At 43.7% G+C, this 14,833-nt stretch carries 9 protein-coding genes; 4 read left to right on the top strand and 5 right to left on the bottom strand.

Annotation, left to right across the window (positions count from 1 at the left end):
* Window positions 1-33: 33 nt before the first annotated feature.
* The 5 genes from CDG76_RS22885 to CDG76_RS22905 all read right to left on the bottom strand — a co-directional run bounded on the left by CDG76_RS22885 (window position 34) and on the right by CDG76_RS22905 (window position 8,526).
* Window positions 34-3,063: a type I restriction endonuclease subunit R gene (locus tag CDG76_RS22885; protein WP_094351219.1), complete on the bottom strand. Its 3,030-nt coding sequence runs from the start codon at window positions 3,061-3,063 to the stop codon at window positions 34-36.
* On the bottom strand, window positions 3,060-3,815 hold the full coding sequence (locus CDG76_RS22890) for a retron system putative HNH endonuclease (protein WP_094351220.1): 756 nt from the start codon (window positions 3,813-3,815) through the stop codon (window positions 3,060-3,062). Before CDG76_RS22890 ends, CDG76_RS22885 begins: the two co-directional genes overlap by 4 nt.
* Entirely contained in the window at window positions 3,816-5,018 is a 1,203-nt protein-coding gene (locus CDG76_RS22895; RefSeq protein ID WP_094351221.1) for an AAA family ATPase, read from the bottom strand. It lies immediately after the preceding gene.
* Between the two features lie 185 nt (window positions 5,019-5,203).
* Window positions 5,204-6,508, bottom strand: a complete 1,305-nt coding sequence (locus CDG76_RS22900; RefSeq protein WP_094351222.1) for a restriction endonuclease subunit S — start codon at window positions 6,506-6,508, stop codon at window positions 5,204-5,206.
* Window positions 6,505-8,526 (bottom strand): type I restriction-modification system subunit M, encoded by a 2,022-nt coding sequence (locus tag CDG76_RS22905; protein ID WP_094351223.1) that lies wholly within the window; start codon window positions 8,524-8,526, stop codon window positions 6,505-6,507. The genes CDG76_RS22900 and CDG76_RS22905 overlap by 4 nt, the downstream gene beginning before the upstream one ends.
* A gap of 306 nt (window positions 8,527-8,832) precedes the next feature.
* On the opposite strand from CDG76_RS22905, the gene CDG76_RS37580 reads away from it, so the two are divergent.
* The 4 genes from CDG76_RS37580 to lnt all read left to right on the top strand — a co-directional run bounded on the left by CDG76_RS37580 (window position 8,833) and on the right by lnt (window position 14,827).
* Complete coding sequence (locus tag CDG76_RS37580) at window positions 8,833-8,982, top strand: hypothetical protein (RefSeq protein WP_190240950.1); 150 nt, start codon at window positions 8,833-8,835, stop codon at window positions 8,980-8,982.
* A 157-nt stretch (window positions 8,983-9,139) separates the two neighbouring features.
* Entirely contained in the window at window positions 9,140-10,480 is a 1,341-nt protein-coding gene (locus CDG76_RS22910) for a chloride channel protein (RefSeq protein WP_094351224.1), read from the top strand.
* Window positions 10,481-10,620: 140 nt separating this feature from the next.
* Window positions 10,621-13,233: a DNA topoisomerase (ATP-hydrolyzing) subunit A gene (gene gyrA / locus CDG76_RS22915; RefSeq protein ID WP_094351225.1), complete on the top strand. Its 2,613-nt coding sequence runs from the start codon at window positions 10,621-10,623 to the stop codon at window positions 13,231-13,233.
* Entirely contained in the window at window positions 13,214-14,827 is a 1,614-nt protein-coding gene (lnt, locus tag CDG76_RS22920; protein WP_094351226.1) for an apolipoprotein N-acyltransferase, read from the top strand. The genes gyrA and lnt overlap by 20 nt, the downstream gene beginning before the upstream one ends.
* The last annotated feature ends 6 nt before the right edge of the window (window positions 14,828-14,833 follow it).

Here is a 14,833-nt window from a genome sequence, read left to right on the forward strand (position 1 = left end):
ATAGCGGATCACTGTATTGTCATACGCAGATTTTTAGTTGCTAGTGAGACGCTGATATACTTCTGAAACTAGCCAATCTGACACCATCTTCTGAAAATCACGGTCATTCATGTAACGTGCAAAAATTGCCTCGTTTTGATCTACTCGCTCAACAAACAGAGAATCTAACATCTGATTGAAAAGCAAGGCGAATTTGTCAGCAGAGTTTACCTGTGCTGCTTGTTGTAATTCTTCGTAATTGGCAGCAGTCTCCACAAGTTGATCAAAAAACAATTGATCGGCTTGATGAAAATCAGTACCAAAACGATTGTTGATAATGTCGATTAGCTGTGATAGTTTGACTGTATCCCCACGGACAATACCTGTGCCGACATCTTTTGGCCCATCTAGGGGACGGGCATTACCTTTGCTTAACTCTATTGAGCCTTCACTAATTTTCTGGAGGCGGTAATACTCTAGCTGGATTTCGCTATCAAAATCGTACTGTACTTCATTCGGGCGGCGTGGCAGTTTCGATGATAGGTGACGCAAAAAAATGTAGAGGCGTTCTAAATCAGAGTCTTGGTAGGGAATTATCTGGCTCAAAAAAGCGTAAAGGTTACGAAATGCTGTCAGCTTTTTACGCCAAATTTTAGCTGCTTCTGGTTGATCGTGATCCAAAACGCGGAAGCGGTCAACGGCTGGGTCAAGTGCTGCATTCATCCCTTGATGGTCAGATATACTCTGACGCTGTTTCGGTTTAAAGTAAATTTCAGAAAAGCGTTCAACTTCCTCATTTAAATAGATTCCTAAAGCGTCTAGTTCGCTCTGGAGTTGGTAAAGTTGTTGAGAGTCTGCTTCTGCTCCTAACTCTGCGCCTTCGTAAAACTGCTGAAATGCTTGGCGAATTTCTTCGCGATCGTTAATGAAGTCTAAGACAAATGTATCTTCTTTAAGTGGGTGAATGCGGTTGAGGCGAGAAAGGGTCTGTACTGCTTGAATACCCGCCAATCGCCTGTCAATATACATGGTGTGTAGCAAGGGTTGGTCAAAGCCTGTTTGATATTTTTCAGCTACAAGTAAAACCTGATACTCATTGGTAGCAAATCTTTCGGGCAATTCTTTCTCCCGAATACCTTTATTCATCTCCTGTTCGCTGTAAGTTTTATCTTGAATCTTGTCGTCTGTGACTACACCTGAAAAGGCTACCAGGGTTTTGATAGGATACCCTTTTTCCTGGATGTATTTGTCGAAACTCTGTTTGTAGCGCACTGCATCTATGCGGGAGCTAGTTACTACCATTGCTTTGGCTTGACCACCGATTTTGTGGCGGGTAAAGGTGTTGAAGTGTTCCACCATTACTTCTGTCTTCTGGGCAATATTATGGGGGTGTAGGCGCATGAACCGAGCCAGGGAGCGGGCAGCATTTTTGCGTTCTACGTTGGGGTCGTTTTTACCGGCTTTGATCAGGTTGAAGTAGACTTTATAGGTTGTGTAATTACGCAGGACATCGATGATAAAGCCTTCTTCTATTGCTTGACGCATAGTGTAGCGATGAAAAGGCTCTCCGCGATGACCAAAGAATTTTAGGGTTTCATGTTTTGGTGTGGCGGTAAATGCAAAGAAACTCAGGTTGGACTGATGAGAACGTTTGACTAAACTGCGGAAAAGTTCTTCTAGATTTTCTAGTCCTTCTTCCTGAGCGCGGTTACGTGCTTGGGCTTGCAACTCTTCGCCGCCAAGTACACCTTTTAACTCGGTGACTGTTTCGCCTGATTGTGAACTGTGTGCTTCATCAATGATCACGGCACAGCGACGGGTAGGTAGAATACCACTACTCTGCTCGTTACGTTCCTCTGCTAGTTTGATTAACTGGCGAGTCACAAAGGGAAATTTTTGGAGGGTCGTGATGATGATGGGAACAGCACTTTCCAACGCTTGCGCCAACTGTCGGGAATTATCGTCGATTTTCTCGACAACGCCCTGACGATGTTCAAATTGATAAATTGCGTCTTGTAATTGTTGGTCAAGTACGCGGCGATCGCTAATTACAATTACACTATCAAAAACACGACGGTTTTGGTCATTGTATAAAGAGGCAAGGCGATGAGTCAGCCAACCAATGGTGTTACTTTTACCGCTACCTGCTGAATGTTCAATGAGATAGTTGTGTCCTACACCTTCACTCCTTGCCGCATCTACCAGTAAACGCACAACTTGAAGTTGATGATAGCGGGGAAATATCATGGTTTCTTTTTTAAACCTGCGACCATCATCGTCTCGCTTCTCTTTTGTTTGGAGATGCAGAAATCGACACAACAGATCAAGTAGACTGTCGCGTTGTAAGACTTCTTCCCATAGGTAAGCAGTCCGGTAATTACGTCTCTGGGGGTCTAGTGGATTACCTGCCCCGCCATCATATCCTTTGTTAAAAGGCAAAAAGTGGGTAGCGTCTCCGGCTAGGCGTGTAGTCATCCATACTTCTTCGGTATCTACGGCGAAATGTACTAAGGTACGGCGTTTAAACTCAAAGATAGTTTCCCTGGAGTCACGGTCTTGGCAGTATTGCTGTTTGGCATTTTCCACTGTTTGCCCTGTGAGTGGATTCTTTAGCTCTAGGGTGACAAGTGGGATACCATTGAGACTAAGAGTAATGTCAAGCGATCGCTTTTTTTCTCGCTCACTGTATTGCAGTTGTCGGGTGATACCAACGCAGTTGGCAGCATAACGGGTTTCTAAATCTGAGTTTAGTCCGTGGGCAGCTTTGAAGTAGGCAATACGCAGAGTTCGACCATAGCATTTGAATCCATGACGCAGAGTGTGTAGTGAGCCGTAAGTGTCCAGCCATTTACACAGGTCTGTCAGCACTTGCTCACTGGTTTTTTCTTTGTGGAGTGCTTCTAGTTTTTTCCATTCTTTGGATTGAGTTTGCTGGATAAATGCGATCGCTATATTGGGAAAAAGAGCGCGAGTGCGATCGAATTTATCTGTTACGTTGACATAGCCGTGAGTGAGAAGGTGATTTTCAATTACGTTCTCAAATGCAGTTTCGCTATGACGAAAGGAAGAAGAATTATCGCTCATTGATGTGACTGTCTGTGAATGGCTTCTCTACGTCTGCGATTTTGTTCTGTTTTACGTAGAAGTTCCTGTGCTACTTGCTCGATCACAAAACAGAAATGTGGATAGCGTCCCTGTCTGTCTCGATGACTATAACCATTCTCTACAATTGTGCGTAGTTTTGCTTCACTCAACTTTTTGTTTTCTGAAAAAAATACCTCGTTAATAGCCTCTCGACGCATTTCGATGAGAAGATCATGATCGAGCTCCAATTTTTTAATAGTTATATTAGCAGGACTACTTTTATTATTTTTTTTATTAGTATCTTGGATAGTTTTATCTCTATCATCAGCAGGTTTGATATGTCCTTCCATATCAAAGATGAATTTTGTTTCACACTGTCTGTCAAGCGGACTTATAAACGAATCAGCATCATACCAGTTATGTCTGGCTCTTGCCCCGAATTGGCATTCTCCTTTAGGATAGGCTGCTAATAAATTATTGTAATTTACATCTTCATAGTTGCCTTCCTTTCTACAAAGGCTCTGTGGCTTGAAGTGTTCGATATGTGATCTTTCCTCACTAATGCGGATGCCAGTATAACAACATAGCCATCCTTGCTCTTTTAGTAGATTGTATTGAACTAACCTTCTGATATCACTTGGTAAACCATTTTCATAACTGCAATTAATTCGCTTGCCATGATCATCAATAGGCGCGCTCTCGAACCATTTACATAATTCTTTTGGTTCAGAACCTTTAGCAATATGCTTCATTTACTCTCCTAACAGCCGTATCCTATCGATTCGTGTTTGTAAACGTACTAATTCTGGAAATTCGCCAATTTGACAACGCATATCATCGATCACATTAGTTGCTTCATCATACTCCTCGTTTTCAATCATGTCCGCAATGCGGCTTAGTGCCTGTTCAGTTGTGCTATCCCTTGTAGCAGCACCCATCAAGTAGCGTAACACCCAGTTACTATCCATACCTAGAGATTGGCCTGGTCGGAAAGGTTGCTGACCACTTTCCAGCAGAAGGATACTCTCTGCTGGCACTTCACCCACTATTTGTGGGGAGTGTGTCGTAGCAATAAACTGGCATTTTGGAAATGTTTGGATTAGTTGGTCTACAATCGTGCGTTGCCAGCGTGGATGTAGATGCAAATCAATTTCATCAATTAAGACAACAGCTTTACCATTCTCTAGTGGATCTTTTAGGTTAGGGTTAGCTTGAGAAAGTCGTCGTGCTAGGTCTAGTACCAACGCCAACAGACCACGCTCACCATCTGAAAGTTGACTAACATCAATTGTCATTCCATCTTTGTCTAGGATTAATGTAGTCTTCGGTTTATCAACAGCACGCAGATTAGTACACCAGTCCAAAAACCTTGTAACAACGTTTGTCATAACTTTCAGACGTTGCTGTGCTAACGCCGCGTCCTCACCTAAAAGAGTCTGCTGTACCAACCACCATTCGGCAAATTCCCGGAGACGTAGCATTCGATGAGTTAATGCCTCAGCAAAAGCAGCAGACTGATTACCCGCACTACTTTTCTCATTCAGCACTTTTTCAATAGGTACAGAGCGTCGTGTAGAAAAATAGACTACAAGTGGTTGCTCATCATCACTTTTGAGAGGTTCGAGAATATTCTTGTTATCCGGCTTGAACTCAACCTTATGGTTTTTACCCCTGGTTACATTACAGACGAAAGGAATGTCAAACGCCTGAAATTTAAGGTCAACAGCAAGTTGATCGCGCCCCACCATAATGTCATCAACTTCAAAGTTGAGGCGTTTATCTTGACAGGCAGTAAAGTTGGGTAACACTCTTGACAGTACAATCCGCAAGGCATCAAGTACACTAGATTTGCCTACACCGTTGATACCGACGAGTAGATTCATACCTGGTTGGAACTCAAACGTTGCTTGCTCGAAAGAACGAAAATCAGTAAGTGTCAGAGACTTAAGTTGCATTTTAGACTACTGTTACAGTAAACTGTCCAGTAATTGCTGCTATAATTTGTGCAGCAAAACGCTGAAGCTAATAGGTTATAGCTCATGTTTGTATAAGGTATCAATTTTATTGTTTCTTTCTTCAAAAATTGATACATTTAGTGAGGTGAAAATAAAAATTTACTTACTAATATTGACTAAGTACATTATCCAGTCATTTTAATTTGTCCGGTGACTGTTGCTGTAATCAATGCAGCGCGACGCTCATGTAAATAGTCGATAGTCATTACAGCAGCATGAGATAGTTTATCAATTTTACTTGTTTTTTCTTCAACAAATGAAACAATCTTTATTTGTTCTTCCATTAGAGGTACAGGAAACAATAGCTCACGAATATCACTTTGAGCGATATTGTTTGCAAGCCCTTCTGCACCACTTACAAACTGTAGAATTTGCTGTCGAACAATGAATGATCCCATTGTGATGACAAAAAACTTAGCATCACAAATTTCAGTATTAAGCTTAAGCCTAAAAATTTTGTCTGAAAGCAACAATCTCTCACTAGGTTGATTTTGTACAAGCACTACTGAACCTATCAAGTCTTTAGAGCCACTGGCACGAGACATCAGAATATCATCTTTTTTTACCTCAAGTTCTAAAGGTGGCTCAATTTCAGGAGGCAGAGTTTTGTTTTCTTGAGGATTGAAAATACCACCATTGACACATCCTGTTTTCAATACTCCCCACTCTCTTTCCTGTGCTGGAAAGTTATAACACTGTGGTGAAAAGCCAGTATCAATGCCAAATATCAAAAACTTTATTCTTTTAACATTCCAATGTTGTGGAATTTTCCCTAACCACTCAAAACCTGAATTCCACAAGGGAATAGTGGGATTTAAACCATGAGTAACAGCATCAGTGATAAGAGCGCGGCGCTTTTCCGTCAGTAAATCAAGCAGACGCTCTTTATCTGAGATGAGTGTGTCTATTTTGGCAGTTTCACGATCAAGGTAATTTGCGATCGCACGTTGTTCAAAGAGTGGGGGTAGCGGAATTAAAAGATTACCAATTGTATTCCAATCAGCACGAGGCATTTTGGCTCCAAATGTCTCTGCATTGACAAGGTTAATAAACTCAGGAGTTAACAATACCTGAAGAAGAAAACGTTCAAACAAAAGCTCACTAGGCTTCAGGACTAGTAGTTCAGTTGTGCAAATACCGTATTCTTGTGCAAGATGCGCTTTAGCAAGGTATGGGCGAAGCTTACCAAATAGAATATTACCTGGCTCAAAGCAACTCACTGCACTTTCTTTTTCATCTTCGTCATTAGATGTGTTTTCGCTCGTTGCGGACTTAAGTAATCTTCCTGTCCACGGCTCGATGTTTTCTAACCCAAGATAATTTCCGTCTATAGAACTTCCATTAGCCCGAAGTGTTTTCAATTCAACAACTGTTTTGAGTCTCACCGCTTTCCATCTCTCAGGCAGGTGTTGTAACCATAACTTTGTCACATTATCACCTCATGCAGCAAACGCATAAACTCTTCTTCCATGCGTTTAATGTCAGCATCAATTTCAGCTAAAGGTCGCGGAGGAGTGTATTTATAAAAATGCCGATTAAAATTAATCTCATAAGCACTGCGAATTTTATCACCGTCTGCCCACGCATCATTTACGTGCGGCTCAACCTCACGGTGAAAATAGCCCACAATTTCATCTGTCAAACGCACATTTTCAAAATCCCGTAGTTGCGTATCTGGCTCATACATAAGCTCTACCTTGCCTTTAGCATCCCGGAACCAACCCCAAACACGCGCATTAGGTTCGTCAATCACTTTACGTTGCTTGAGAATAACCCCCTCGGCTTCTGGATTACGCTCTGTAAAAACATCCCGAAACAGCTTATTTTCTGTCTTTTTCCACTTGCTACCACGCCGCTTAATTAAAGCATTCATCAGCTTGTCAAACTCACTCCAATTAGGACGGGGTTCTCTTCCTAATTCTCTATCTATCGCTTGCACATCATCTAATAAGTGAGGCACAGCATCTAAAAATCGGCTTTTGCGTTCTACATCCATTTGGTAGAGCAAACGTAGCGGTCTTTCAATGGGAACGCGATTATAACCAAAGTCTTCATTATCAAAAATCTTACTTGTTTCACTTTCTACAAACTCACCATAGTCCCGCACCACTGCGGCGATATCTTCTTCACCCATATAGCGGCGTTTGTCACCTAAACTACGGCGCATAGGTTGCCAGCGAGTGCGAGAGTCTATTAATTGAATCTTTCCTTTGCGGTGTCGCTGCTTGCGATTGGTAACAATCCAAATATAAGTACTAATACCAGTATTATAAAACATTTGCTCTGGCAGGGCTATAATCGCTTCCAACCAGTCATTTTCAATCACCCATTTACGGATTTCACTTTCACCACTACCCGCACCACCAGTAAACAACGGTGAACCATTAAAAACGATCGCCAAACGTGAGCCATTTTTCCCTGCTTCAGGTTGATACGGCTCAAACTTACTAATCATGTGCTGTAAGAATAGCAACGAGCCATCATTAACTCGCGGCGTACCTGCGCCAAACCTACCAGCGAAACCTAACTTTTCGTGTTCGCGTTGCACCTCTTTTTGTTGCCTTTTCCAGTCCACACCAAACGGGGGATTAGCAAGGAAATAATCAAATTTATCATTCTCATATTGGTCATTAATCAGCGAATCACCGTAACGAATATCACTGTTATCATTACTTTTCAGCAACAAATCTGAGGCAGCCATAGCATAAGCACGGGGGTTAAAATCCTGCCCAAATACCCACAATTTTGCAGTTGCATGGTTTTCGCGTAAATAATTCTGTGCCTCAGCCAGCATTCCACCAGTACCACAGGTAGGGTCAAGCATTTTGCGAATGATCCCCGGTTTAGTCAAGATATCGTCATCGGGATCAAACAAAATATCTACCATCAAACGGATCACTTCTCGCGGCGTAAAGTGATCGCCTGCTGTTTCATTAGCTGCTTCATTAAATCTGCGGATTAAATCCTCAAACAGCAATCCCATATCGATGTTATCCAAGTCATCAGGATGCAGGTTAACATCACAAAATTTAGAAACAACAAGATAGAGAATATTTGCTTCACGCATTTTCTCAATTTCAGCAGTAAACTCAAATCGCTCGAAAATATCGTAAACGTTTTTTGAGAAGCTTTTAATGTAGCTGATGAGATGTTGATCTATATTGTCGGGATCACCTTTAAGCTGCTCAAAATCAAGTTGCGATCGATTATGAAAACGTTGCCCTGCTACTTTATTCAGCATTGCGTCTAGGGCATCATCCTTAAATGTATCTTTCCTCTTGTAATATTCCTTTAGTACCTGCGGTTTAGTTGGCGCAAGTACACAATCAAAGCGACGCAGCACCGTCATTGGTAACATTACACGCTCGTACTGCGGTGGACGGTAAGGCCCCCGTAATAAGTCAGCAATTTGCCAAATGAAGTTGGAGAGTTGGTGATGGTCTGCCATGTGTCTCTATATCGATCTGCTTATTATATCTACATTTCGGGGCGCAGAAAGATAGTTTTACAGCAAACCTGGGAGTTTTAGGAAGTATGACTATTCTTTAGGAGAGCAGGAGAGCGATCGCTAAAAACCAAATTTGTATTTTTTCATCTCTTTTTTCTTCGATATAGTTTTTCGCTGCGTTAGTTTTCTGAATTACGGTTCTGTTCTAAGCGACTTGCGATGAGATGTAGTCAAGCAGTTTCCTCATAAAAATTAATCTTGTCTCACGGAAAGCTTATGCTTCCAATTTAGACTTTCGGAAATATTATGCTTCCAATTTTTCAATCAGGGGTGCGATCGCCTAACGGGGAAATACTGGTTACAGCACTCCTGACGGAAAAGTTATGCTTCCAGTCAGGGAAATATTATGGTTCCAGTGACAGCGATGCCTACGGCGGGCTACGCCTACGCAGATAAATATTTTAGGGGCGTACAGATGTACGTCCCTTTTTATGACCCGTCAAAAATATCGCACTTTGTAGACCAAAAATGATTCACTAAACTAAATAGCCTCTACCATAAAAAGCGTAAATATTCAGTACTCTAGGTTTCACAAATAAATAGGAAATAAGCAGTGTTACCAAACAAGCCCCCCGCTCCCAATCAAACTCAACGCTGGACATTTGCTCAACTTTTTGGACTGGTAAAGCGTAATCGTAATCCCCTAATGATTTCGGAGTGGGTTATCCGCTGGATAGTCGTGGGCACTGCTGGTGGTCTATTTGCGGCGTTGTACTGGAATATTCTAGAGTTTTTAACTCACAGACTCCAGCGATTTGAGGGTTTTAGTCTGCTGATAGTGATGCCACTTAGCGGTTTAATTATCGGTCTGGTGATTCATTTTTTGGGAAATCCCGGTGAAATCGCTGTGATTGTTGATAATATTCATTTTCGTGGCGGACGCCTAGATATTCGCAAAAATCCTTCAATGATTCTTGCTTCTCTAGTCAGCATCTCGGCAGGCGGTAGTGCTGGCCCAGAAGCACCACTCGTACAGGTAACAGGTTCTTTTGGTACTTGGATTGCCGATCGCTTAAAACTCCAAGGTGAAGACCTCAGAACCATGAGTTTAGCAGCAATGGCAGCTGGCTTCACTGCGTTGTTTGGCGCACCTCTTGGTGGTGCGATGTTCGCTTTGGAGATTTTGCACCACGAGCATATTGTGGAATATTACGAAGCCTTAATGCCAGCTATTGTTTCAAGTTGCGCCAGCTATCTGGTGTTTGCAGCAATTACACATTTGGGTATTGCCCCCACTTGGCATTTTCCTCAGTATCACTTAGAAAGGATTGATGATTTTGCGATCGCGATCGTGTTTGGAATTATCGGGGCAGTGGCAGGATGGATTTTTATGGGTATTTTTCGCGGCTGCGATGCCTTTTGGCAAGTCGTTTCACGTCTGGGCGTCTCTGCACCAACTCCTGTTCCGATTTATGTACGTACAACACTAGCAGGAGTGGGACTTGGCATTTTAGCAGTTTTATTACCGCTCACCCGTTATTTTGGACATGAGGAGTTAGATTCAGTCCTAACTGCTAACTTTGGTGCTGTTTTTCTCTTAACTCTAGCTCTTGGGAAAATGGCTGCCATTAGCATTACGGTAACAGGTGGGTGGCGCGGTGGATTCATCATTCCCCTATTTTTCACTGGTGCTTGCATTGGTAAAGCAATAGCAGTCTTAGTTCCGGGACTCGATCCTGCCCTTGCCATGATTTGTACAATGGCGGCTGTCAACGCAGCCGTAACCCGCACACCGATCAGTACGACTTTGCTACTGTCAAAACTGACTAACTTGAGTCCCTTTACGCCAATCCTTTTTGCCAGTTTGGTTGGATTTTTTCTTGCCCCTAAAGTTCCTCTGATTGCATCTCAACTCAAATCCCAGAGAGAAGCTACGGATCAAACAATTGCCTGAGTTAGCTGCCCAGGCAATAAAAAGCAATATATGCTAAGATTGTATCAAATTATAGCAATTATTCAAGAGCAATTTAGAATAATTTTGCGCTTTGTTGAGTAAAAAAGCTAAAATCTACGATTTTTGGAGATTTTTAGGTTATGACAACCTCACAGGAGAGGATTATCCCGATTGACTTGCGAACCGAAATGTCGCAGTCTTATCTGGAATACGCCATGAGCGTGATAGTGGGTCGGGCGTTGCCAGATGCCAGGGATGGTCTAAAACCTGTGCATCGTCGCATTCTCTACGCAATGCACGAGCTAGGTCTGCTCCACGATCGCCCCTTTAAGAAATGCGCCCGTGTAGTGGGGGAAGTATTGGGTAAATATCACCCCCACGGTGACACGGCAGTATATGATGCCTTGGTGCGGATGGCGCAGGATTTTTCCATGCGATCGCCCCTAGTTAACGGGCATGGTAACTTTGGTTCGGTAGACAACGATCCGCCAGCCGCAATGCGGTACACAGAATGCCGCTTGCAAGCTTTAACTAGTGCTGGTCTACTCCACGACATCGAATTAGAAACTGTAGACTTTGCCGATAACTTCGACGGTTCCCAGCAAGAACCGACAGTTTTACCAGCACGGATTCCCCAGTTACTACTTAACGGTTCCTCTGGGATTGCCGTGGGTATGGCAACCAACATTCCGCCCCACAACTTGGGCGAATTGATTGATGCTTTGGTGGCTGTAATCCACAATCCAGAAATCACCGATCTCGAATTAATGCAGTATGTCCACGGCCCAGACTTTCCGACTGGGGCGCAAATTTTAGGAACATCTGCCATTCGAGAAGCTTACACTACCGGGCGCGGTTCTATTACCATGCGTGGTGTAGCTAACATTGAAACCGTTGAACAACGGGGACGCCCAGATAGAGAAGCAATTATCATCACCGAATTGCCCTATCAAACCAACAAAGCGGCGCTGATTGAAAAAATCGCCGAAATGGTGAACGAGAAGCGTCTAGAAGGGATTGCAGATATCCGGGATGAAAGCGATCGCGACGGGATGCGAGTTGTCATCGAACTCAAGCGTGATGCTTATCCCCGCGTCGTGCTGAACAACCTCTACAAGCAAACGCCACTGCAAGCCAACTTCGGCGCAAATATGTTGGCGTTGGTGAATAGCGAACCCCAAGTACTCACCCTCAAGCAGTTCTTAACCGTCTTCTTGGATTTCCGCATCGAATCCATTGCTAGACGCACCCGTTACGAATTGCGGAAAGCCGAGGAACGCGATCATCTCCTCCAAGGGTTATTAATTGCCCTATCTCAGTTAGATCCGATTATTGTCTTAATTCGCCATGCGCCCGATGCACCCACAGCTAAAGGCGAATTAATCACAACTTACGGACTCTCAGAAGTGCAAGCAGATGCGATTTTGCAGATGCAATTGCGCCGCTTGACTGCCTTAGAAGCAGATAAAATTCGTCTGGAACACGAAGAATTACAAACGAAGATTACCGACTTGCAAGATATTTTGGCACGTCGGGAGAGAGTGCTAGAAATCATTGAAACTGAAGTCGGGCAACTCAAAACTAACTTCGCCACACCCCGCCGCACGGTGATTTTACCAGGGGAAGGGGAATTAGACGATCGCGACTTAATTGCCAATGAAAAAGCGATAATTCTGGTGACAGAGCAAGGCTACATCAAACGGATGCCAGTCAACACCTTTGAAGCCCAAAGCCGTGCTACCAGAGGCAAAGCCGCAGCCAAGGTGAAAGATGATGATACCATTGAGCATTTTTTGACTTGCTGCGATCACGACAGTATTTTATTCTTTAGTGAGCGTGGTGTTGTTTATTGCCTGAGAGCTTATCAAATTCCAGCGAGTTCGCGTACCAGTCGTGGCACACCAATCGTCCAAATGCTACCGATTCCCAAAGAGGAAAAAATCACCTCAATTGTACCGGTTGACGAGTTTAGCAGCGAAGAATATCTGGTCATGCTCACTAAGGGCGGCAATATCAAGAAAACCGAATTGGCAGCCTTTAGTCATATTCGCGCCAATGGCTTGATTGCCATTTCCTTAGAAGAAGGCGACCAACTGCGCTGGGTACGACGCGCTAAAGTAGAGGACAGCGTAATCATTGGTTCTCGTAACGGAATGGCGATTAACTTCCGGTGCAACCACGAACAACTGCGTCCTTTAAGTAGGGCGACTCGTGGGGTAAAAGCCATGAAACTCAAAAATAAAGATGAACTCGTGGGTATGGATATTCTGCCCGCAGCAATTCTGGAAACTTTGGATGTTACAGAAGCCGAAATTGAAGATATCGAAGCAATCGAAACAATCGAAACAGAAGATATCGAAATTACCGAAATTACTGAAGAGTCCGCAGAAGTGCCTAGCAGTGGCGTAGTTGGCCCTTGGGTGTTGGTAATTACAATGGGTGGATATGGTAAGCGCGTACCAGTTGCTCAATTCCGGCTGCAAAATCGTGCTGGTCAGGGTTTAATGGCAACCAAGTTCAAAAACCGCAAAACCAAAGACAAGCTAGCAACCCTACGCATTGTGAACAACGATGATGATGAAATCATGATGGTGACAAATCGCGGTATTATCATTCGTCAAGCAGTGAATGCGATTTCTATCCAATCGCGATCGGCAACTGGAGTCAGAGTGCAGCGTTTAGACGAAGATGACGCTATTACCGGAGTAGCAATAGTTCCACCTGATGCTGTCGATGCAGAAGAAGCAGAATAAAAAGCAGGGGGAGAGGTTAATTGCCTTACTCCCCTATTTGATTACATTTGCTAGCGGCATTTTTATGGGGCTAACCGTAGCCCCAGTAGGTGCATGGTTCCTGGCTTGGATTGCCCTAGTCCCCTTATGGGTGCTAATTGTCACCTCAGCCAAAGGCAAAAACCAATTCCCCCCGGCTTTCCTGTGGGGTATAGGTTATCACGGTGTCGCACTATCTTGGATTACCGGAATTCATCCGATGACTTGGTTGGGCGTTCCTTGGTTGCCGAGTTTGGCAATCACCCTTTTTTGTTGGGGATTTATCAGTGTATTGGGAGGGGTATTTCTTGCTATTTGGGCGGCTGTGATGGTTCGCCTAGCCGGACAAAAACCGTGGCTACGTATACTAATTGGTACAGCCGTCTGGTGTGGCTTAGAGAGTCTGTGGAGTGCTGGGCCTTTGTGGTGGAGTTCCCTTGCTTACACACAAAGTCCGCATAATCTTGTAATTGTACATCTAGGGCAACTGTCTGGGCCTAATACTGTGACAGCAGCGATCGTTGCCGTCAATGGCTTAATTGCTGAAGGATGGATGAACCGCAGAGGCACAGAGGGCGCAGAGAGAATTTCCTCCGTGTCCTCCGCGCCTCTGCGGTTCGTTAATAAATACTTAGCTACCGCCGCAGGATTATTAATTGCTTTACACCTCATAGGTTTTATCTTATACAGCCGCCCCATTGCTCAACCCCCAGAAGCGGCCTTAAAAGTGGGGATTATTCAAGGTAATATCCCGAACCGACTTTTACGAAGTTCCGAAGGGTTTCGTCGCGCCCAAGAAAATTACACCAATGGATATCTAACTTTAGCAAATCAAGGTGTAGATGCAGTCCTGACCCCAGAAGGAGCCTTACCTATTTTCCAGCGTAATTTGCTAGAAACGGCCTTAGTTGCAGCTGTGAAGGAAAAAGGCGTAGTTGCTTGGATTGGAGCTTTTGGCGAACGGGGAGACAGTTATACAATTAGTTTGTTTACTTTCAATCCTAAAGGTGAAATTGTTAGCCGCTACGATAAGTCAAAACTAGTACCTTTGGGAGAATATATTCCCTTTGAAGGAATTTTAGGTGGACTAGTTCAGCGCTTGTCGCCTTTGGATGCACACCAAGTTGCTGGTTCAGCAAATCAGCTATTTGACACTCCTTTTGGTCGAGCGATCGCTAGTATATGTTATGAATCTGCTTTTCCTGAACAATTTCGCCGTCAAGCGGCTGCGGGTGGGCAATTTATTCTCAGTTCTTCTAACGATGCCCATTACACTGCATCCATGCCATTCCAGCATCATGCACAGGATATCATGCGGGCTATTGAAAGCGATCGCTGGTCAGCACGAGCAACTAATACCGGATATTCAGCCTTTGTAGATCCTCATGGCAAAACCTTATGGATGTCTGGATATAATACCTACGAAACTCATGCTGAAACAATTTATCGGCGACAGACACAGACTTTATATGTGCGTTGGGGTGATTGGTTAACACCGTTGTTGTTGATCTCCTCTGGAGGAGCTTGGCTAGTAATTCGCGGTATAAAGAAATTTAGTAATGTTGGAAATCCCTAGCGTATT

The organism is Nostoc sp. 'Peltigera membranacea cyanobiont' 210A (assembly GCF_002246015.1).
Taxonomy (GTDB): Bacteria; Cyanobacteriota; Cyanobacteriia; order Cyanobacteriales; family Nostocaceae; genus Nostoc.